The sequence below is a fragment of the Microbacterium sp. MYb64 genome (assembly GCF_002979495.1).
GTDB classification, from domain to species: Bacteria; Actinomycetota; Actinomycetes; order Actinomycetales; family Microbacteriaceae; genus Microbacterium; species Microbacterium azadirachtae_A.
The window spans coordinates 45,364-64,712 of record NZ_PCOW01000019.1 but is presented as its reverse complement, the minus strand read 5'-3'; the positions used below and the strand labels follow the sequence as shown (position 1 = coordinate 64,712).

Below are 19,349 nucleotides of genomic sequence, written 5' to 3'. Positions count from 1 at the left end.
CACCCTCCCCTGCTTCCGTTCAGGGCCTCTCGCTGAACGCCGCGAACAGGCGATCCCGGAAGGCGTCCATGCGCCACACCGGGGAGGCGTCGCCCGGGCGCAGGCCCGGCGTCCAGCTCCAGTCGTCGATCGCCGTGAAGACGGCCGGATCGCGGGCGATGACGCTGATCGGCACGTCGTGGGAGGCGCCGGACCCGCTCACGATCGCGGCGGGCTGGTGATCGCCGAGGACGATCACCACCAGGTTCGGATCATCGACGTTCTCGAGGAACGAGAAGAGGGAGCCGAGCGAGTACTGCACCGACTGACCGTAGAAGCGCTGGACCGTCTTCGCGTCCTGCCAGACCGTGCCGGCGGACTGGCTCTGACCTGGCTGCGAATCGTAGACCGACCCGTCGCCGATCTGCTCCCAGGGCACGAGCTGCGGCAGGGGCGCCCACGGGGTGTGCGACGAGACCAGGTCGATCTCGGCCATGACGGGATCGTGCGACCCGGCGAGCTCGGTGTCGGCGAAGTGCTTGAGCGTGAACTGGTCCGGGATCCGGGCGTATCCGAAACCGGGCCCGCGATAGCCGACGCCCCTGGCATCGAGCAGGGAGTCGTAGCGATAGAACGACGACCCGACGCTCCAGGTCTCGGAGTCCGAGGGCACGTCGGACACCGTCCGCCACCCTGCCTCGCCGAAGGCCCTGCTCAGCGAGAGACGATCGCTCGCGACGAGCTGGTCGTACGACGACTGCGTGGGCGTCCACACGCCCGTCTGCAGCGTCCCGTGCGCGAGCCAGCTGAGCCCGCCAAAGGTGGGCGACGTGAGCCAGGCGCTGCGCGCGGAGTACCCCTCGGCGGCGAGGGAGGAGTTCCCGGCGCGCAGCGCATCCGTCACGCCCGCGGAGATCCCCTGCCCCTCGAGAGCGACCCGGCCGTAGCTCTCGACGAACGCGATCACGACGTCCTTGCCGCGGAGTCCCGCGAGGAGCCGCGTGGACGGCACATCCGCGAACGGATCCTCCGCGATCGCGCGCGCGACCGCGGCCTGCGCCGCGAGCACGCTCTCGGTGCGCGACACCGCCGTCTCGACGGATCCGACAGCTGCGGCCGCGGCGAGCGGAGCGCCCGTCGGCAGCGGCACCACGGCGCCCGCGACCAGCCAGACGACCGCGAGCGCGGCGATCACGCTCCGTCCCGCCGCACGCGTGCGCACCACGACCGAGACGCGCAACGCGGCCCAGGCCAGCAGCGTCGCGCACACGAGGATCGCGCACAGCAGGCCGACGAGGATCAGCTGGGCGGAGAAGGCGCCCACCGCGTCGACGACCACCCCGTAGGCGGATCCGAGCTGTGGCCAGTCCACGAGGACGAACGGGGTGCCGACGGTCGCCCGGAAGCCGCGGTCGAGCCCTGTGAGCACGAGCGCGGCGGTGACGAACACGCCGAAGATCCCGGCGAGGACGCGGCGCACGGCTCGCCACGGCACGATCACGAGCAGAAGCACGATCAGGAGGGACTCCACCGGGATGCCGATGAGACCGACCGACCCCGCAGCGGAACGGTCCCCAGCCAGCAGCCCGGGAGCGAGCGGGACCATGACGAGTACCGCGACCGCGACCGCATTCGCGGCGAGGCCGCTCCCCCGCCGCGAGGACGAACCGAGGCGCGATGCCGAGGGGATCCGGCCCCGGACGGACGTGTTCATGGGCGTTCGGAAGAAGCTGCCGCGTCGTCCGACATGGCGGGTCCACCCGGGTCCGGCCTGACATCGCAGCGATCCGACAGCGCATAGCGCAGGAGCACCACGTCGCCGATCTGCTGAGTGCCGGCCAGGCGCGCACGACGCGAGGCCGTCCAGGGGTACCGCCCCGCAGCCGCGGCCCGAGGCGCACCGGGCTCCCCGACGAAGAACGGCGCGATCACGAGCTGCAGCTCGTCGACGAGATCGGCCTGCAGGAACTGCGTGAGCACGGTCCCGCCACCCTCGACCATGAGCCGGCGGACCGCGCGGCGCTCGCCGAGGTCGTCGAGCAGAGCGGCCATCGTGACCTGCGCGCCGAGACCGACCACGGTCGCCCGGTCGCCGAGCCGTGCGCGCAGTCCGCGCTCGCCGGCCGACGGGGTGTAAACGAGGCGCGGCACGTCGCCCACGGTGAAGAACGCGGCGTCCGGCGAGAGGTCGCCCGATGCCGTCACCGTCACCTTCACGGGCGACACGGCGCACCCGGAGGACAGCCGCCGTGCGCGCCGTCCGGCGTCGCGCACGAGCAGCCGCGGATTGTCCCTGCGCACCGTCGACGCGCCCACCATGATCGCGTCGTTGCGGGAGCGCACCTCGTCGACGCGGTCGAAGTCGGCCTCGTTCGACATCGCGAGGCGACGCGGGGCTGAGCCGTCGAGGTACCCGTCGATCGACATCGCGCAGCTGAGCGTCACGTACGGACGTTCGCTCATGACCTCCTCCTCCGTTCGAGGAACAGCACGACCGCGCCGGGTGCGACGCCGATGAGGGCCAGCACGCCGAATGCGGTCGAGACGGACACGCCGACGGATGCGCCGAGGCCGGCGAACGCGAAGGCGGCTCCAGCGACCGCCTCCCGCGGCCCCCAACCGCCGATGTTGAGGGGGATCGCGGACGCCGCCAGCACGACGAGTCCGACGGCCGCGATCCCGCCGTCGACCGGAAGACCGACCGCGAGGGCCGCCACGATGAACAGGGCGAGGTGCGACGTCATTACGAGGACCGAGGCCAGGACGATCGCCGACAGCGCCGCAGGACCGGTCAGCACTGGGCGCAGCAGTGCCCACTCCCGCCGCAGCAACCGCCGCGGACCTGACAGGAGCGCTGCGGATGCCGCCACGACGGCGACCACGACCGCGATCACCACCGCGCACCACACGAGCGGCACGAGCGAGGACCCGAAGCCCAGCGGCAGCAGGATCGCGAGCGTCAGCACGATCTGGACGAGCTGCCCGAGGGTCCGCTCGACGGCCACCGCGCGCGCCGCGTCGCCCACGCGGGTCTGGTCGCGGCCGTGCTCCCATGCGCGATGCACGTCGCCGAGAACGCCCGCGGGCAGCACCGCGTTGAGGAACTGCGACCGGTAGTAGGCGGTGAACGCCGCGCGCCGGCTCAGCGTCAGTCCGTACCCGGTCGCGACGACCCGCCAGCGCCAGGCGGCGGCCGCGGTTGCGATCGCCGCCAGCGCGAGAGCCGTCAGCACGGACAGCGGCGAGATCGCGGCGATCCCCCGCAGGAAGGGGCCGAAGCCGACGACCAGCGCGGTCGCGAGGAGGATCGCGATCCCGGCCCCGACGCGGAGGGCGAGACGGATCCTCGGGCGGTCGCGCCCCGTCTCCGATGCGGCCGGCGCGTGTTCGGTGACGCCCTCGGGAGCAGGACTCACCGCGGCCATGCGAGCACATCCTGGTGCGAGACGGTGACGCGCAATGCGCCCTCGTCGAGCTGTGCGGCTCTGCGCACGAGATAGGCCTCGGCCTCGTCGGCGAGTTCGGGACACTGCTCGACGGCGGCGCCGACCCAGCCGTCCAACCAGGCGGCGGTCAGAGGCGTGTCCGCCGCGCCGAGATGCCACGGTGCCGGGGCCGTGCGGGCGCGCCACCCGGCATCGGCGAACAGCCGAATCAGAACCGCGGCCGCGTCCGGCCCCAGGAGCCGGCGCCCTTCGGCGTCCCGCCTCTGGTGCGCGTTGAAGGCGTCTCCGATCGCGGTGTCGAGGGCATCGGGAGGATCGAGGACCACCGCCCCCGTCACGGAGAGGCTGAACAGCGCGGGAACGCGGGCCTCGACGCATGCACGCACGATGCGGGCCGCTTCCTCGCGGGTGACGACGTCGAGCAGTGCGGAAGCCGTCACGGCGGACGCACCGTCGAACGCCCGGAGCTCCAGGGTCTCGAGAGCCTCGACGAGTGCGGTGACGCGGATCGGCCGCCCGGCGTCGTCGGTGACGGCGTCGAGGTCGAGATGGCCGAGTATCGCCGCATCCCCGTCTCGCAGCACCCACTCCTGCGGGCCGGGCAGCCGCGGAGCGAGCCACCGGGTCATGCCGCCGGTGCCGGTGCCGAGGTCGTGCAGCACGACCGGCCCGAGCGGGAGTAGGCGTGCGAGCAGGACGGCGAGTTCGGTCGAGCGTGCGGCATCGTCCGCGGCGGCCCGCAGCGCGAGCCACGACGGGGTGGTCGTCGAGAGCGAGCTCATGACGGCTCCAGCGCCGTGGACAGGGCGGCCACCGCGCCGGACCAGGTCGGAAGACCGGCGCTCGCCGCGCGGGCCTCGGCGCGGAGTCTCCGGCGCAGAGCCGGATCCATCATCCACGCGTCGAGGGCTGCGGCGAGGGCGACGGGGTCGCCGGGTGGGACGAGGACGGCCCCTCCTCCGGCCACGGTGTCGGGGATGCCACCCACCTGTGCCGCGAGGACCGGCACGCCGTGGCCGCGGGCCTCGGCGATCGCCATGCCGGAGCTCTCCACGCGGGACGGCGCCACGAGCAGCGCGCTGCGGCGATACTCCGCGGCGAGCTGCGGACCGTCCAGCACCCCGGTGAGCTGCACCCTGCCGGAGAACCGCTTCGCGGCGCGCGTCACAGAGGAGGCGAAGGCGCCGAAGGGCCGCGAGGATCCGACGATCCGGCACGTCCAGCCCCGTCCTTGCAACCGGTCGAGTGCGGCGAGCAGCACATCCTGCCCCTTGTGCGGCGCCACGACGCCCACGCAGAGGAGATCGAGCCAGGGCGGCTCCTTCCCCGCAGCGGAGAGCGACGGCTCTGCCGGCACATCGACTCCCGGGGGCGCGATCGTCACCCGATCAGGCGCCGCCAGCCCGCGGCGGTGGAGCTCCTCCGCCGTCCACCGGCTCGTCACGACAACGTGGTCGGCCGCCGTCAGCGCCAGACGCTCGGCGGCCACGGTCGGTGCGGTCGCGTCCGGGAACGCGGCCGCGACCATGTGCGCGAGGACCACCGTCCGCCCGCGAGCCGCCGCCGCGGCGACCGCCTCAGGCGCCCTGAGGGCGACGAGGCCGTCCACCAGCACCGTCGCTCCGCGCGGCACCTCGCGGAGTGCTCTCGTCGCACCGGAACCGTCCCTCGTCTCGACGGTCGTGACCTGCCACCCACGGGCGCCCAGACCGTCGCGCATGCGCCGGTCGTACACGTTGCCGCCGCTCACCCGTGCGGGGTCGTCGATCCCCTCCGGGACGAGGAAGGCGAGCGGACGGCCGGTCACATCGTCACCTCGTAGGACGCCCAGGCGATGTGCGACTCGTGCAGCGTCACGGCGATGCCGGTCAGCCGGGCATCGCCGAGACCGCCGTCGCGCACGCGTTCCGCGAGCCTGTCGCCGATGATCTGGCACAGCCGCTCTGTCGTGGTGTTGACGCCCTCGAGGTCGGGCTCGTCGTCGAGGTTGCGATACGACAGGGCGCCGACGATCTCCCGCAGCGCATCCGATGCCCGCCCGATGTCCACGACGATCCCGTTCGGATCGAGCGCGGCGGCGCGGAACGAGGCATCGACGACATAGGTCGCGCCATGCAGCCGCTGCGCGGGGCCGAAGACCTCGCCCCGGAGGCTGTGGGCGATCATCAGGTGATCGCGGACGGTCACGGCGAAGGTCATTCCCGGCTCCAATCGATGGTCTGGCAGAGCTCTGCCGCCGTGCCGTCGGCGAGACCCGCGGTCACTTCGGGCAGCTGTCGCCAGGATGCGGTCGCCCCGAGCAGCAGGTCGAACGCGGGGTCCTCCAGAAGTCGGAGCGCGAGGGTCAATCGGTCCCGCGTCGTCCATCGGGCTCGATGGCTCGCGGCGACCGCCCCGACCTGGCTCGACCGGATCCTCAGTCGGCGGGAGTGGAAGTCCGCGCCGAGTTCGAGCGGCACGAGACCGGCGCCGTACCAGCTCGCCACGACGATCTCGCCGTCCGTGGGCGCACTCCGGACGGCGAGCTGCAGCCCGGCACCGGATCCGCTGGCCTCGATCACCACGTCGGCCTCGCCGGGCGGATCCGCGGCGCCCGCGAACCGCGCACCGAGCGCCTCCACGACGTGCTGCTTCTCCGGATCGACATCGACGACGGTGACCTCGGCACCGGGGATCCCGCAGGCCAGCCGCGCCACAGCGCAGCCGATCATCCCGGCACCGACGACGAGCACGCGGTCGCCGATGGCGGGAGCCGCGTCCCAGAGCACGTTCACGGCGGTCTCCACCGCGCCCGCGAGCACCGCACGCCGCGCCGGGACGCCGCTCGGTACGGGAACCAGGGCCTCCACGGTCGCGACGTACCGGGACTGGTGCGGGAGCAGCGCGAACACCGTCCGCCCGCGCAGCGCGGCCGGCCCCTCCTCGACCACCCCGACGTTGAGATAGCCGTACTTGACCGGGAACGGGAAGTCGCCGTCCTGGAAGGGCGCGCGCATCCGTTCCTGCTCAGAGGGAGGGACCATGCCGCGCGCGACGAGAGACTCCGTGCCGCGGCTGATCCCCGTCCAGAGGGTGCGCACCGAGGCCTCACCAGGAGTGGGAGACCGCACCGGCTCACTCCGGAACTCCCCGCGGCCATGGCCGGTCGTCCACCACGCGGTCGCCGCCTCCGGGCGATCCGCGTGAACCTCGACCGCCCGCTGCGTCGTGTCACCCATGACTACCATGAAAGTAACACGGAGGCCGGATGCGAAAGGTTCAGTTCACGCCCTGGTTCTGGGTGGCCGCAGGAGTCTTCGTGCTGCTCGTGGTCGGTGCCCTTTCGACGCCGCTCTCCCCCGCGGGATGGGCGGCTGCGGTGGGCTACCTGGTCGTTTCGTCGGTGCTGGTCTCGCGAGGACTCCTGCGCCGCGGCAGCACGCGCTTCGGCGCCGCCAACGCGGTCACAGCCACCCGGTCGATGCTCGTCGGGGTCGCGACGAGCATCGTCGTGACGTCGCTCAACGCCGGGATCTCCTCCGTGCTCCTCGTGACGATCGTGGCCGTCGCGCTCGCCCTCGACGGCGTGGACGGGTATGTCGCGCGCCGCACCGACAGCGTGAGCGAGCTCGGCGCCCGCTTCGACATGGAGGTCGACGCGTTCCTGCTGCTCGTGCTGTGCGTGTACGACGCGCGGTTCGTGGGCGGCTGGGTGCTCGCGATCGGTCTCATGCGATACGCGTTCGTCGCCGCCACGTGGGTGCTGCCGATCCTCGGACGCACTCTGCCGTACCGGTACTGGCGCAAGGTCGTCGCCGCGGTCTGCGGCATCGTGCTCGCCGTCATCGCGGCGCAGGTGCTGCCCCCAGTCGTCGACGTCATCGCGGCGGCGGGGGTGCTCCTGCTGCTGCTCGAGTCGTTCGGGCGCGACATCCTCTGGACGGTGCGGATGAACCGCACGGACGCGCGCCTCGTGTCACTCCAGAAGGCCTCGGCTCGAGACGGAAGCAGGTAGCACGATGACGTCGACCACCACCCCGACGCTGCGGGTCATGCGGATCCTCAGCACGCTCGTCCTCCTCGCCACCGGCGGGATCCACCTCTTCCTCGTGTTCGACGGGGTCGGCGGGATCCTCGGCGTGCTGTTCGTGCTCAACGCCGTCGCGGCGCTCGTGCTCGCGGTCGCGATGGCCCTGCTCCGCGGACGGCTCCTGCAGGCCGCGACGGTGCTGTCCCTGCTGTTCCTGATCGCGACGCTCGGCGCGCTCCTGCTCGCTCTCACCGTGGGGCTGTTCGGCATCACCGAGGTGTGGACGTTCACCCTCGTGCCCCAGACGGTCGTCGTGGAGGCGATCGGGATCGTCGTGCTCGCGGTCACGACCGTGCTCGTGCTGCGGAGCGGATCGCCGACGCGTCGCTGAGCAGCTCGCTCGGACGGCCTCAGGCGGCCGCGGTCACGCGGTCGGTCACGGCCTCGTGTCGCGTCCCGAGCCCGAGTGCACGGGATCCTGCCGGGTGCACGGGTTCTGCACGCCAACAGGCCGTGCACTCGGCAGCTAGCCGTGCGCTCGCGGGCCGCGGCCGGGGCCGGGGACGGCCCTTGTCGCAGCCGCCCTCAGGCGGCCGCGGTCCATCCGAACCGGCGCTCCAGCACGCTCGCCACACGCTCGAAGCGGTTGCGGTCCAGGGCGGCCGCCTCGCGCCGCACGCCGGAGACGTGCACGCTGTAGAGCTGGTCGATGTCGACCCAGCTCTCCCTGCCCTGGCCGTCCCAGGGGCCGGATCCGAGCGAGAGGAAATCGCGGTCCCCGTCGTGCGACTTGCTGGTCAGCTTGACCGCGTACACCCGCTCCGCCGACTGCGTGGCGATCACGAGCACGGGCCGGTCCTTGCCCCGCCCATCCCGCTCGGCGTAGGGCACCCAGGTCCACACGATCTCACCGGCGTCCGGTGCGCCGTCGCGATGCGGCGCGTACGCGACCCGCAGCGCGCGCACGGACCGGGGATCCAGCTCGATGGTTTCGGTGGCCCCGCCATGGCCGGGCGTCGGCTCGAGCGTCGCGGTCCCGGCGGCAGGCCGTACTCCCCCTCGACCTGCGGTCCCCTGCGGCGTCCCCGCACGGGAGGACGAGCTCGAGAGAGCCTTCGCGATCGCGGCGATGGCGGAGAGGAGCGCGGACAGGATGCCGTTGCCATTGGTGGTCACAACGACACCCTATCCGCGCCTGTCCCGCATCCCCGCGGGTCTCAGGAGGTGAGCGCGTAGCCCTCCTCGCCGTGCACCACGAGGTCGACGCCGGCGATCTCGTCCTCGCTGGTGACACGGAATCCGATGGTCTTCTCGATGGCGAGGCCGATCGCCAGCGCCACGACGAAGGAGTAGATCAGCACGCCGCCGGACGCCAGCACCTGCACCACGAGCAGCCGGATGTCGCCGCCCGTGAACAGGCCCTGTCCGGTGGCGAAGAAGCCGAGGTAGATCGTGCCGATGAAGCCGCCGACCAGGTGCAGGCCGACCACGTCGAGCGAGTCGTCGAAGCCGAGGCGGAACTTCAGCTCGACCGCCAGGGCGCACACCGCGCCGGTCAGGGCGCCCAGCAGCAGCGCCCACCCTGGCGTCAGGTTGGCGCACGCCGGGGTGATCGCCACGAGACCGGCGACCGCGCCGCTGGCCGCGCCGATCGAGGTGGCCTTGCCGCCGCGGATCCGCTCCACGAGGATCCAGCCGAGGATGCCCGCAGCCGCGGCTCCGAAGGTGTTGATCGTGATGAGGCCGACGCCGTCCATGCCCTTCGTGGTCCACTGCGCCCCGGCGTTGAAGCCGAACCAGCCGAACCACAGCAGCGCGGCGCCGAGGAGCGTGAGCGGCACGTTGTGCGGCTTCTGGATGCCCTTCTGGAATCCGATCCGCTTGCCGAGCACGAGGGCCAGGGCGAAGGCGGCGGCGCCCGCATTGATGTGCACGGCGGTGCCGCCGGCGTAGTCGATGAACTCGATGCCGCTGTCGGCGCCGAACAGCATCGCACCCAGGTGCATGATCCAGCCGCCGCCCCAGACCCAGGCGGCGATCGGGAAGTAGCCGACCGTCGCGAAGACGCCGACGAAGATCAGCCAGGGGCCGAACTTCGCCCGGTCGGCGATGGCGCCGGAGATGAGGGCGACCGTGATGATGGCGAAGGTGGCGCCGTAACCCACCGTGAGCAGCGCCACGTTGGACCCCTTGCCGCTCGCGAGCGATGCGAGGCCGAAGTCGGCGAACGGGTCGCCCGCGAACTGGGTGGGCGACGTCACACTCGCCATCGAAGAGCCGAAGAGGATCCACAGCACCGCGACGAGTCCGATCGCGCCGAAGCTCATCATCATCATGCTGACGACGCTCTTGGCCTTCACGAGACCGCCGTAGAAGAACGCCACCCCCGGCGTCATGAGCAGCACCAGCGCCGTCGCCGTCACTCCCCAGGAGATGTTCCCTGTTGCTTCCATGCTGTGCGCCTCCACCTGATCGCGTCGTGCGTTTCAGTGTGGCCGCGCCGTGTTTCGCGGGAACGAGGCGGATGTTGCGGCGGTGTTACAGGATCCGCCGCTGTGTGAACAGCGTGTTTCGCAGGTCGCTGTCAGCCCGCGGCGGGGCGTTCGGCGTGCGAGAGCGCGTTCAGGCGGGAGATGGCGCGCAGGTACTTCTTGCGGTAGCCGCCGCCGAGCATCTCCTCGCTGAACACCTCGTCGAGGGGGCGGCCCGTCGCGAGCACCGGGAGCTGAGCGTCGTACGCGCGGTCGACGAAGGCGACGAACCGCAGTGCCTCCGACTGATCGGTGAGCTGGCGCACCTCGCGGATCCCCAGCGCTTCGACGCCCGCGATGAGGCGGATGTAGCGCGACGGGTGCACCTGCGCGAGGTGCTTGACGATGTCGTCGAACGCGTCGTCCGACACGCGATGGCCCGCGCTCAGCGCTGCGATCTGCTCGGCGTAGTCCTCGGCGGACAGCGCGACGGCGTGCCCGTCCAGCGCGCGCTGGCGGAAGTCGACGCCGTCGATGCGGATCGTCTCGAAGCTGTCCGACATCGCGTGGATCTCCCGGAGGAAGTCCTGCGCGGCGAAACGGCCCTCGCCCAGCGCGTTCGGCGGGGTGTTGGAGGTGGCCGCGAGCTTCGTGCCGCTGCCGACGAGCTCGCCGAGCAGGCGCGTCATGACCATCGTGTCGCCCGGATCATCGAGCTCGAACTCGTCGATGCAGAGCAGATCGGACCCGCGGAGCAGGTCGACGGTGTTGCGATAGCCGAGTGCGCCGACGAGCGCCGTGTACTCGATGAAGGATCCGAAGTACTTCCGCCGTGCGGGCATCGCGTGGTAGATCGAGGCGAGGAGGTGGGTCTTGCCGACGCCGAACCCTCCGTCGAGGTAGACGCCGGGCTTCGTCTCCGGGACCTTCGGCGCCCGCCGGAACAGGCCGCCGCGCTTGACCTGCTGCGCACCGGTGGCGAACGCCAGGAGATGCTGCTTGGCCTCCTCCTGAGAGGGGTAGGCCGCGTCGGAGCGGTAGCTGTCGAACGTCGCTCCGTCGAACTGCGGCGGCGGCACAAGACCCGTCAGCAGTTCGGTGCCGGTCATCTGCGGCTGGCGGTCGATGAGGTGGACGACGCCGGAGGTGGCGGCCTGATCGGTCATTCGGATCCTGTGTCGAAGTCTTACCCGGCGGGTGCGCAGGGGCGCACGGGGTTCTAGTGTCGAAGAGACGGATCAACCCTACGCCGTCGCCGTCACCGGTTTCACCGCGCGTCATCGCGCGCGACGGGCCGTTCACGGACATCGTCGCCCTGCATCACCACCTCCGAGGGAGCCCCCTGTGACCGTCGAGTTCGACACCACATCCGCATCGTTCGCCGAATACGCCGAGCCCGGCCGGCTCGTCAGCACCGACTGGCTCGCCGCGCACCTCGGCGAACCGGGCCTGGTCGTGGTGGAGTCCGACGAGGATGTGCTGCTCTACGAGACCGGGCACATCCCCGGTGCGGTGAAGGTCGACTGGCACACCGAGCTCAACGACCCCGTCGTGCGCGACTACGTGGACGGCGAGGGCTTCTCCGCTCTCCTCGGCCGCAAGGGCATCTCGCGTGACGACACCGTCGTCATCTACGGCGACAAGAACAACTGGTGGGCCGCCTATGCGCTCTGGGTGTTCTCCCTCTTCGGCCACGAGGATGTGCGGCTGCTCGACGGCGGGCGCGACCGCTGGATCTCCGAGGGTCGAGAGATCACGACGGCGCTTCCGGAGCGGGCCGCTACCGCGTACCCGGTCGTGGAGCGCGACGACTCGGTGCTGCGCGCCTACAAGGACGACGTGCTCGCGCACCTCGGCAATCCGCTCATCGACGTGCGCTCGCCCGAGGAGTACAACGGCTCGCGGACCTCGGCGCCCGCCTACCCCGAGGAGGGCGCGCTGCGCGCCGGCCACATCCCCACCGCGCAGAACGTGCCGTGGGCCAAGGCCGTCGCCGAGGACGGCGGATTCAAGCCCCGCACCGAGCTGGAGACGATCTACCTCGACGGCGCGGGCCTCGAGGCCGGCGACGACGTCGTGGCGTACTGCCGGATCGGCGAGCGCTCCGCCCACACCTGGTTCGTGCTGAAGCACCTGCTCGGCTTCGAGAACGTGCGCAACTACGACGGCTCCTGGACCGAATGGGGCAGCGCCGTGCGCGTCCCGATCGTCACGGGCGAGGAGCCCGGGACGCTCTGACGTGGGAGAATGGCGGGGATGTCCGACACCCCCGCCTTCGTCCTCCCCGACTCCCTCGCCGAGATCAGGGACGAGTTCCTCGAGCTCCCCGAATCCGACCGGCTGCAGCTCCTCCTCGAGTTCTCGAACGAGCTGCCCGCGGTCTCGGACGAGGTCGCGACGCACCCCGAGATGACCGAGCGAGTGGCCGAGTGCCAGTCGCCGGTGTACATCTACCTCGAGCTGACCGGCGGCGCCGTGACGATGCACGCCACGGCGCCCGCTGAGGCTCCGACCACCCGAGGCTTCGCGAGCATCCTCGCGCAGGGCATCGCGGGTCTCAGCCCGGAGGCCGTGCTCGCGATCCCCGACGACTTCCCCCAGTCGATCGGGCTGACCAGGGTGGTCTCGCCGCTCCGCATCTCCGGCATGACCGGCATGCTCATGCGCGCCAAACGCCAGGTGCGCACCCGCCTCGCCGCCGCCTGAGCCACATCCTGACCGCGAGACTCCATCTCCGCGACGAGACAGCACCGCCGGAGCGAATTCTCGTCGCCCAGGTGGAGTCTCGCGGTCAGTCCGCGAAGCCGTGCTCTCCGAGCCAGTCGGTGATCGCGTCGGTCCAGCGATTCTGGTCGTAGTTCCAGAGCTTGGTGTGGCGCGCTCCGGTGAACGGCGGCATCGTCACCAGATCCGGACGCGCCAGGGCCAGGGCATGAGAGGCGTCCGAGGGCACGAAGCCGTCGTCGTCGCTGTGCATCAGCAGGATCGGCACATCCAGCTCGGCGGAGCGGGCGACCATGTCCAGGGCGTCGAAGGCGATGGCCTCGTCCGCACCGCTGAGCCGCGCCGACCAAGGCTGCTCCAGGGCGTCCATCGCGAGCTGCGGAAGCGGATCCGGCAGCTTCATGGCCTTCGCCTGGAAGCGCAGCACCGTGCGCCAGTCCACGACCGGCGAGTCCAGGATCATGCCGACGACCGCGCCGCCGTGATCGGAGGTCACCAGGGTCTGCAGAGCGATCGCTCCGCCCATCGACCAGCCCATGAGCAGGATCCGCTCCGCGCCATGACGCAGCGCGTAGGCGATCGCGGTGTCGATGTCGCGCCATTCCGTCGCCCCGAGTCCGTAGGATCCTGGGCGGGTGCGCGGCCCCTCCCCGTCGTTGCGGTAGGAGGCGATGAGCACCGGTAGTCCCGCGGCGTGCAGCACGGGGACGGCGCGCAGGCACTCGGAACGGGTGGCGCCCCGGCCGTGCACCTGGATCACCCAGGTCTTCGATTCCGCGGGGAACAGCCATGCAGGGCACGGCCCCGCCGGCGTCCCGATCAGCACCGATTCATAGGGCAGGTGCAGCTCCCCGGGCGCGAGGTAGTAGTAGCCGCTGAAGCCGGCCCTGCGCCCCACTTCCGCGCCGGGTTCGATCTGGGTCAGGAGCTTGCGGCGCACGCTGAGCGCGTCCGCGTGCAGCACCGCGCCCAGCTTCACGTAGCCAGGCGTTCCCTCGACGTACAGGCCGTAGCGCCCCGGCAGTTCGGTGTCAGGGGTGCGCGCGAGCTCGATCGTCTGCGTCCCTGTGTCGACGGCCAGCACGTCGGTGTCGTTCTTGCGCGGGGCCGGGGTGATCACCTGCCGCGCGATGCGCAGCACCAGGGCTCCGCCGATCGCCGCGCCGAGAGCCGCGGCGCCTGCCAGCGCGATCGCGCCGATCGTCGCGGCGTGCCTGAGACTCTTCATCGCCTCCTGACTCTAGTCTGTCCGCGTGAGCGCTCATCCCGGACCCGACGGCGTCTTCGCGCTTGCTGCTGAGCAACTGCGGGCGCTGCGATTCCGCGACGACATCGTGGTGCGCGAGATTCCCGCACCGTCCGGCCTCGCGCCCGATGCTCTGGCGCTCGCGGCGGACGTGCGCCCCGACGAGAACGGCGACTCCCTCTACGGCACGGGACGGTTCGTGCTGCTGCACGATCCGGCCGAGCCCGACGCCTGGGGCGGACCGTGGCGCATCGTCGCGTTCGCGCAGGCACCGCTCGAGCCCGAGATCGGCACCGATCCGCTGCTGGCGGATGTAGCGTGGTCTTGGCTGATCGACGCGCTCGGCTCGCGGGGCGCGACGCATCACTCCGCATCCGGAACCTCGACGAAGACCCTCTCGAAGGGATTCGGGGGCCTTGCTGCGGAAGGGGACGGCGCGCAGATCGAACTCCGTGCGTCGTGGTCGCCGACCGGCCCCCTCGCCCCGCATGCCGAGGCATGGGCGGAGCTGGTCGGAATGCTGGCGGGACTGCCGCCGGGCTCAGAGGACATCGCCGTGTTCGGCGCCAGGAGAACCATCCGTGACTGACTACGTCGTCATCGACAACGACAAGGATTTCGTCGCAGCGGCCGAGACGCTCGCTGTGGGGCAGGGACCCGTCGCCGTCGACGTGGAGCGCGCCTCCGGCTTCCGCTACTCGCAGCGCGCCTATCTCGTCCAGGCCTTCCGCCGCGACGCCGGCGCGTTCTTGTTCGATCCGATCTCGATCAGCTCGTTCGTCCCGTTGCAGGAGGCGATCGGCGCCGAGGAGTGGGTCTTCCATGCCGCGAGCCAGGATCTGCCGTCGCTGCACGAGCTGGGCCTCGACCCCGCGCGCGTCTTCGACACCGAGCTCGCCGCGCGTCTGCTCGGCTACGAGCGCGTGGGCCTCGCCGCCGTCGTCGAGCGCGCCCTCGGCATCGTCCTGGCCAAGGAGCACTCCGCCGCGGACTGGTCGACCCGACCGCTGCCGAACTCCTGGCTCGAGTACGCCGAGCTGGACGTCCTGCACCTGGTGGACGTGCGCGATTTCATCGCTTCCGAGCTCGAGACCGCCCACAAGACGGCATTCGCCGCCGAGGAGTTCGAGGCGACGCGCCTCCGCCTGCCCAAGCCCCCGCGCGAGGAACCGTGGCGGCGCCTGAGCGGCCTGCACCAGGTGCGCGGCGCCAAGAACCTCGCGGTCGCCCGTGAGCTGTGGGAGGCGCGCGAGGAGTTCGCCCGAGAGTCCGACGTCTCCCCCGGTCGCCTCGTGCCGGACCGCGCCCTGATCGCCGCCGTGCAGGCGAATCCGCAGAACAAGGGCGCGCTCGCGGCCGTCTCCGCCTTCACCGGGCGCGCGAGCCGCAGCCAGCTGGACCGGTGGTGGAGCGCGATCGAGCGGGGCCGTGAGCGCACCGACCCTCCGCGCGAGCGCGTGCCCAGCGACGCGCCCCCGCCGCCGCGCGCCTGGGCCGATCGCAACCCCGAGGCCGATGCCCGACTGAAGGCCGCCCGTGCGGCCGTCGAGGCGCACGCCGAAGAGCTCGGGATGCCCACGGAGAACCTCCTCACGCCCGACACGCTGCGCCGGATCGCCTGGGAACCGCCCACCGAGATCAACGCCGCGTCCATCGGATCCGCCCTCGCCGCGCGCGAGGCCAGGACCTGGCAGATTGAGGAAACCGCACAGCGGATCGCGGATGCTTTTGTGGAAGCCGCGCAAACAGCGGACGAGGCACCCGGAACCGCTTCGTAGGTTCAGCCCAACCGATTCCTCCACGGATCCCCCACCGCTCCTAGGCTGAGGGAACACCCCCGGAGCGCGTGATCGAGCTGACACTCGGTCTCACGAATTCGGGAACCGCGTTCCTCGGAACGTGCGAAACTGTAAGTCCGGCGCGCAGCTGCGCGCCGGCGACCATCCGTTCCGCGCAGCGGTCCGGATATTGGAGGCCCTGTCCGCGCAGCGGACCGGACATTGGAGGCAGAGTGGCCGAGATCTCGGACGTCTTCTTCGTCGATGGAGTGCGCACCCCCTTCGGGCGCGCCGGCGAGAAGGGCATGTACTGGAACACCCGCGCGGACGACCTGGCCGTCAAGGCCACGATCGGCCTGATGGAGCGGAACGCGAACGTCCCGCTGGACCGGATCGACGACGTCGCGATCGCGGCGACGTCGCAGACGGGTGACCAGGGTCTCACCCTCGGACGCTCGGTCGCGATCCTCGCCGGCCTCCCGCAGACCGTCCCCGGCCTGGCCGTGGAGCGCATGTGCGCGGGCGCCATGACCAGCGTCACCACCATGGGTGCGTCGATCGGCGTCGGCATGTACGACCTCGCCCTCGCCGGCGGCGTCGAGCACATGGGCCACCACCCGATCGGCGGCAACGCGGACCCCAACCCGCGCTTCGTCGCGGAGAGGATGGTCGACCCCGGCGCCTTGAACATGGGCGTCACCGCGGAGCGCATCTTCGACCGCTTCCCGCACCTCACCAAGGAGCGCTCCGACCGCTTCGGCATGCTGAGCCAGCACAAGGTGCAGGCCGCCTACGACGCGGGCAAGATCCAGCCCGACCTCGTGCCGGTCGCGATCAAGGGCGCCGACGGCGCCTGGGGCCTCGCCACCGAGGACGAGGGGCGTCGCCCGCAGACCACGATGGAGGATCTGGCGGCGCTGAAGACCCCGTTCCGCCCGCACGGCCGCGTCACGGCCGGCACCTCCTCGCCGCTCACCGACGGTGCGACCATGTCGCTGCTCGCCGGCGGCGGAGCGGTCAAGGAGCTCGGGCTCGCTCCGAAGATGCGCATGGTGTCCTTCGCGTTCGCCGGCGTGCAGCCGGAGATCATGGGCATCGGACCGATCCCGTCCACCGAGAAGGCGCTCAAGAAGGCCGGGCTCGACATCTCCGACATCGGCCTCTTCGAGCTCAACGAGGCCTTCGCGATCCAGGTCATCTCGCTGCTCGACCACTTCGGCATCGCCGATGACGACCCCCGGGTCAACGCGTGGGGCGGCGCGATCGCCGTCGGCCACCCGCTCGCGGCGAGCGGCGTGCGCCTCATGATCCAGCTCGCGGCGCAGTTCGCCGAGCGTCCCGATGTCCGCTACGGCCTCACCGCGATGTGCGTGGGCCTCGGTCAGGGCGGCTCGGTCATCTGGGAGAACCCCTACTTCGACGGCAAGAAGCGGAAGTGAGTGCAGGAATGACGAACTACGACGCCATCGACTTCTCGCCCATCATGGCCCTCACCGAGGGCGAGGTCGTCACGCACTCCCCCGTGCGCGACGTGCGCCTGCCCTCCGGCAAGGTGCTCGCCCTCGTCACGCTCGACAACGGCCGCGATCACACCCGTCCGAACACGCTCGGCCCCGCGACCCTCACCGAACTCGGTGAGACGCTCGCCGGTCTCAGGGCTCGCGCCGCCGCCGGCGAGATCCACGCGGTGGGCATCACGGGCAAGCAGTACATCCTCGCGGCCGGTGCCGATCTCTCCGACATCAGCCGGGTCGGATCCCGTGATAACGCTCGCCTCATCGCGCAGCTCGGTCACAAGGTGCTGGGATCCCTCAGCTCCCTCGGTGTGCCGTCGTTCGCGTTCGTCAACGGTCTCGCCCTCGGCGGCGGCGTCGAGATCGCGCTGAACTCGACGTACCGCACGGTCGACGCCTCGGCGGCGGCCCTCGCGCTTCCCGAGGTGTTCCTCGGGATCATCCCGGGCTGGGGCGGCGCCTACCTGCTGCCGAACCTCATCGGCATCGAGAACGCGCTCGAGGTCGTCATCTCGAACCCGCTCAAGCAGAACCGCATGCTCAAGCCGCAGCAGGCGTTCGAGCTCGGCATGATGGACGCGATCTTCCCGGCCGCGAACTTCCTGGAGGACTCGCTGCGCTGGGCCGACGCCGTGCTCGGCGGCAAGAAGGTCGACCGCAAGAACGAGCCGGGCAAGATCGAGCGCCTCACCAAGTGGCCGATCGCCATCAAGATGGCCCGAGGCATGCTCGAGTCGAAGGTCGGCACCGTGCCCCGTTCGCCGTACGTGGCGCTCGACCTGCTCGACAAGGCGAAGAGCGGCACCCGCGAGGAGGGCTTCGCCCGCGAGGACGAGGCGCTCGCCGATCTCGTCACCGGCGATCAGTTCGCCGCGTCGATGTACGCCTTCGATCTCGTGCAGAAGCGCGCCAAGCGCCCGGTCGGCGCCCCCGACAAGGCCCTCGCCAAGAAGGTCACCAAGGTCGGCATCATCGGAGCAGGTCTCATGGCCAGCCAGTTCGCGCTGCTGTTCGTGCGCAAGCTGCAGGTGCCGGTGCTCATCACCGACCTCGACCAGGCGCGTGTCGACAAGGGCGTCGCCTACATCCACGAGGAGATCGGCAAGCTCGAGGCCAAGGGCCGCCTCGACGCGGACAGCGCCAACAAGCTGCGCGGTCTGGTCACCGGCACGACCGACAAGTCCCTGTACGCGGACTGCGACTTCGTGATCGAGGCCGTGTTCGAGGAGGTCGGCGTCAAGCAGGCGGTGTTCGGCGAGATCGAGAAGATCGTCGCCGAGGACGCGATCCTCGCGACCAACACCTCGTCCCTCTCGGTCGAGGAGATCGGCTCGAAGCTCGCGCACCCCGAGCGGCTGGTCGGCTTCCACTTCTTCAACCCGGTCGCGGTCATGCCGCTCATCGAGATCGTGAAGACGGCCACCACGACCGAGGCCGCTCTGTCGACCGCGTTCGTGGTCGCGAAGGGACTCGGCAAGAACGCCGTCCTCACCGCCGACGCCCCCGGATTCGTCGTGAACCGCCTGCTCGCCAAGGTCATGGGCGAGGCGGCCCGCGCGGTCTACGAGGGCACGCCGGTCGCCGAGGTCGAGAAGGCGTTCGCGCCGCTCGGTCTGCCGATGGGTCCGTTCCAGCTCATCGACCTGGTCGGCTGGAAGGTCGCCGCGCACGTGCAGGACACCATGGTGCACGCGTTCCCGGATCGCTTCTACGCGAACGAGAACTTCCACGCGCTGGCGGATCTGCCCGAGGTCGTCGAGAAGGACAAGGGCGGTCGGGTCACCGGCTTCACCAAGGCCGCGGACAAGATCGTGAAGCAGGCCGCGGGTTCCGCCCCGACGCCCGCCGCGGAGATCCTCCGCCGCGTGCAGGACGGGCTCGCACAGGAGATCAGGCTCATGCTCGACGAGGGCGTGGTCCCCGAGGTCGAGGACATCGACCTGTGCCTCATCCTCGGCGCGGGCTGGCCGTTCATCGACGGCGGCGCCTCGCCGTACCTCGACCGCGAAGGCGCGTCCGAGCGCGTGTTCGGCGCGACGTTCCACACGCCGGTGATCCGCGGGATCGCGAACCGCTGACCCTTCGTGAAACCCCTGTTCCGGTCCCTGAGCTCGTCGAAGGGTCCGGAACAGGGGCTTCGTCGTTCACGGAGGCGGAGTCGTCTCGCTCGACCTTCGGCCGT

At 71.0% G+C, this 19,349-nt stretch carries 19 protein-coding genes; 8 read left to right on the top strand and 11 right to left on the bottom strand.

Annotated features, from left to right (window positions below; genetic code table 11):
- Window positions 1–19: 19 nt before the first annotated feature.
- The 7 genes from CQ044_RS15255 to CQ044_RS15225 are packed head-to-tail and all read right to left on the bottom strand — an operon-like array spanning window position 20 to window position 6,643.
- On the bottom strand, window positions 20–1,693 hold the full coding sequence (locus tag CQ044_RS15255; RefSeq protein ID WP_105689250.1) for a CDP-alcohol phosphatidyltransferase: 1,674 nt from the start codon (window positions 1,691–1,693) through the stop codon (window positions 20–22).
- Window positions 1,690–2,442: a RibD family protein gene (locus CQ044_RS15250; RefSeq protein WP_105689249.1), complete on the bottom strand. Its 753-nt coding sequence runs from the start codon at window positions 2,440–2,442 to the stop codon at window positions 1,690–1,692. The genes CQ044_RS15255 and CQ044_RS15250 overlap by 4 nt, the downstream gene beginning before the upstream one ends.
- On the bottom strand, window positions 2,439–3,404 hold the full coding sequence (locus tag CQ044_RS15245; RefSeq protein ID WP_105689248.1) for a lysylphosphatidylglycerol synthase transmembrane domain-containing protein: 966 nt from the start codon (window positions 3,402–3,404) through the stop codon (window positions 2,439–2,441). Before CQ044_RS15245 ends, CQ044_RS15250 begins: the two co-directional genes overlap by 4 nt.
- Complete coding sequence (locus tag CQ044_RS15240) at window positions 3,392–4,207, bottom strand: SAM-dependent methyltransferase (RefSeq protein ID WP_105689247.1); 816 nt, start codon at window positions 4,205–4,207, stop codon at window positions 3,392–3,394. The genes CQ044_RS15245 and CQ044_RS15240 overlap by 13 nt, the downstream gene beginning before the upstream one ends.
- On the bottom strand, window positions 4,204–5,232 hold the full coding sequence (locus CQ044_RS15235) for a glycosyltransferase family 4 protein (protein ID WP_105689246.1): 1,029 nt from the start codon (window positions 5,230–5,232) through the stop codon (window positions 4,204–4,206). Before CQ044_RS15235 ends, CQ044_RS15240 begins: the two co-directional genes overlap by 4 nt.
- On the bottom strand, window positions 5,229–5,624 hold the full coding sequence (locus CQ044_RS15230) for a 6-carboxytetrahydropterin synthase (protein ID WP_105689245.1): 396 nt from the start codon (window positions 5,622–5,624) through the stop codon (window positions 5,229–5,231). The genes CQ044_RS15235 and CQ044_RS15230 overlap by 4 nt, the downstream gene beginning before the upstream one ends.
- Window positions 5,621–6,643, bottom strand: a complete 1,023-nt coding sequence (locus tag CQ044_RS15225; RefSeq protein WP_105689244.1) for a zinc-binding alcohol dehydrogenase — start codon at window positions 6,641–6,643, stop codon at window positions 5,621–5,623. The genes CQ044_RS15230 and CQ044_RS15225 overlap by 4 nt, the downstream gene beginning before the upstream one ends.
- Window positions 6,644–6,672: 29 nt before the next feature.
- Here CQ044_RS15225 and CQ044_RS15220 point away from each other — a divergent pair, with 29 nt between their 5' ends.
- Entirely contained in the window at window positions 6,673–7,419 is a 747-nt protein-coding gene (locus CQ044_RS15220; protein WP_105689243.1) for a CDP-alcohol phosphatidyltransferase family protein, read from the top strand.
- 4 nt (window positions 7,420–7,423) lie between these two features.
- The gene (locus tag CQ044_RS15215) at window positions 7,424–7,825 is read left to right on the top strand and encodes a hypothetical protein (protein WP_105689242.1); all 402 of its coding nucleotides are present in this window, start codon (window positions 7,424–7,426) and stop codon (window positions 7,823–7,825) included.
- 194 nt (window positions 7,826–8,019) lie between these two features.
- On the opposite strand, the gene CQ044_RS15210 is transcribed toward CQ044_RS15215, so the two are convergent.
- The 3 genes from CQ044_RS15210 to zapE all read right to left on the bottom strand — a co-directional run bounded on the left by CQ044_RS15210 (window position 8,020) and on the right by zapE (window position 11,071).
- Entirely contained in the window at window positions 8,020–8,610 is a 591-nt protein-coding gene (locus CQ044_RS15210; protein WP_258133336.1) for a type II toxin-antitoxin system PemK/MazF family toxin, read from the bottom strand.
- A 41-nt stretch (window positions 8,611–8,651) separates the two neighbouring features.
- The gene (locus tag CQ044_RS15205; RefSeq protein ID WP_045273025.1) at window positions 8,652–9,887 is read right to left on the bottom strand and encodes an ammonium transporter; all 1,236 of its coding nucleotides are present in this window, start codon (window positions 9,885–9,887) and stop codon (window positions 8,652–8,654) included.
- A 131-nt stretch (window positions 9,888–10,018) separates the two neighbouring features.
- Complete coding sequence (gene zapE, locus CQ044_RS15200) at window positions 10,019–11,071, bottom strand: cell division protein ZapE (protein ID WP_105689241.1); 1,053 nt, start codon at window positions 11,069–11,071, stop codon at window positions 10,019–10,021.
- 178 nt (window positions 11,072–11,249) lie between these two features.
- On the opposite strand from zapE, the gene CQ044_RS15195 reads away from it, so the two are divergent.
- On the top strand, window positions 11,250–12,143 hold the full coding sequence (locus CQ044_RS15195) for a sulfurtransferase (RefSeq protein ID WP_105689240.1): 894 nt from the start codon (window positions 11,250–11,252) through the stop codon (window positions 12,141–12,143).
- An 18-nt stretch (window positions 12,144–12,161) separates the two neighbouring features.
- Window positions 12,162–12,611: a SufE family protein gene (locus tag CQ044_RS15190; RefSeq protein WP_105689239.1), complete on the top strand. Its 450-nt coding sequence runs from the start codon at window positions 12,162–12,164 to the stop codon at window positions 12,609–12,611.
- Between the two features lie 85 nt (window positions 12,612–12,696).
- On the opposite strand, the gene CQ044_RS15185 is transcribed toward CQ044_RS15190, so the two are convergent.
- On the bottom strand, window positions 12,697–13,857 hold the full coding sequence (locus tag CQ044_RS15185) for an alpha/beta hydrolase (RefSeq protein ID WP_105689238.1): 1,161 nt from the start codon (window positions 13,855–13,857) through the stop codon (window positions 12,697–12,699).
- 25 nt (window positions 13,858–13,882) lie between these two features.
- On the opposite strand from CQ044_RS15185, the gene CQ044_RS15180 reads away from it, so the two are divergent.
- From CQ044_RS15180 to CQ044_RS15165, 4 genes are all read left to right on the top strand, one after another.
- A complete protein-coding gene (locus tag CQ044_RS15180; RefSeq protein WP_045273020.1) occupies window positions 13,883–14,464 on the top strand; it encodes a DUF3000 domain-containing protein in 582 nt (193 codons plus the stop codon).
- Entirely contained in the window at window positions 14,457–15,653 is a 1,197-nt protein-coding gene (locus CQ044_RS15175; protein WP_105689237.1) for an HRDC domain-containing protein, read from the top strand. Before CQ044_RS15180 ends, CQ044_RS15175 begins: the two co-directional genes overlap by 8 nt.
- A 233-nt stretch (window positions 15,654–15,886) precedes the next feature.
- A complete protein-coding gene (locus CQ044_RS15170) occupies window positions 15,887–17,092 on the top strand; it encodes a thiolase family protein (protein ID WP_105689236.1) in 1,206 nt (401 codons plus the stop codon).
- Between the two features lie 8 nt (window positions 17,093–17,100).
- Entirely contained in the window at window positions 17,101–19,245 is a 2,145-nt protein-coding gene (locus CQ044_RS15165) for a 3-hydroxyacyl-CoA dehydrogenase NAD-binding domain-containing protein (RefSeq protein ID WP_105689235.1), read from the top strand.
- Window positions 19,246–19,349: the final 104 nt, after the last annotated feature.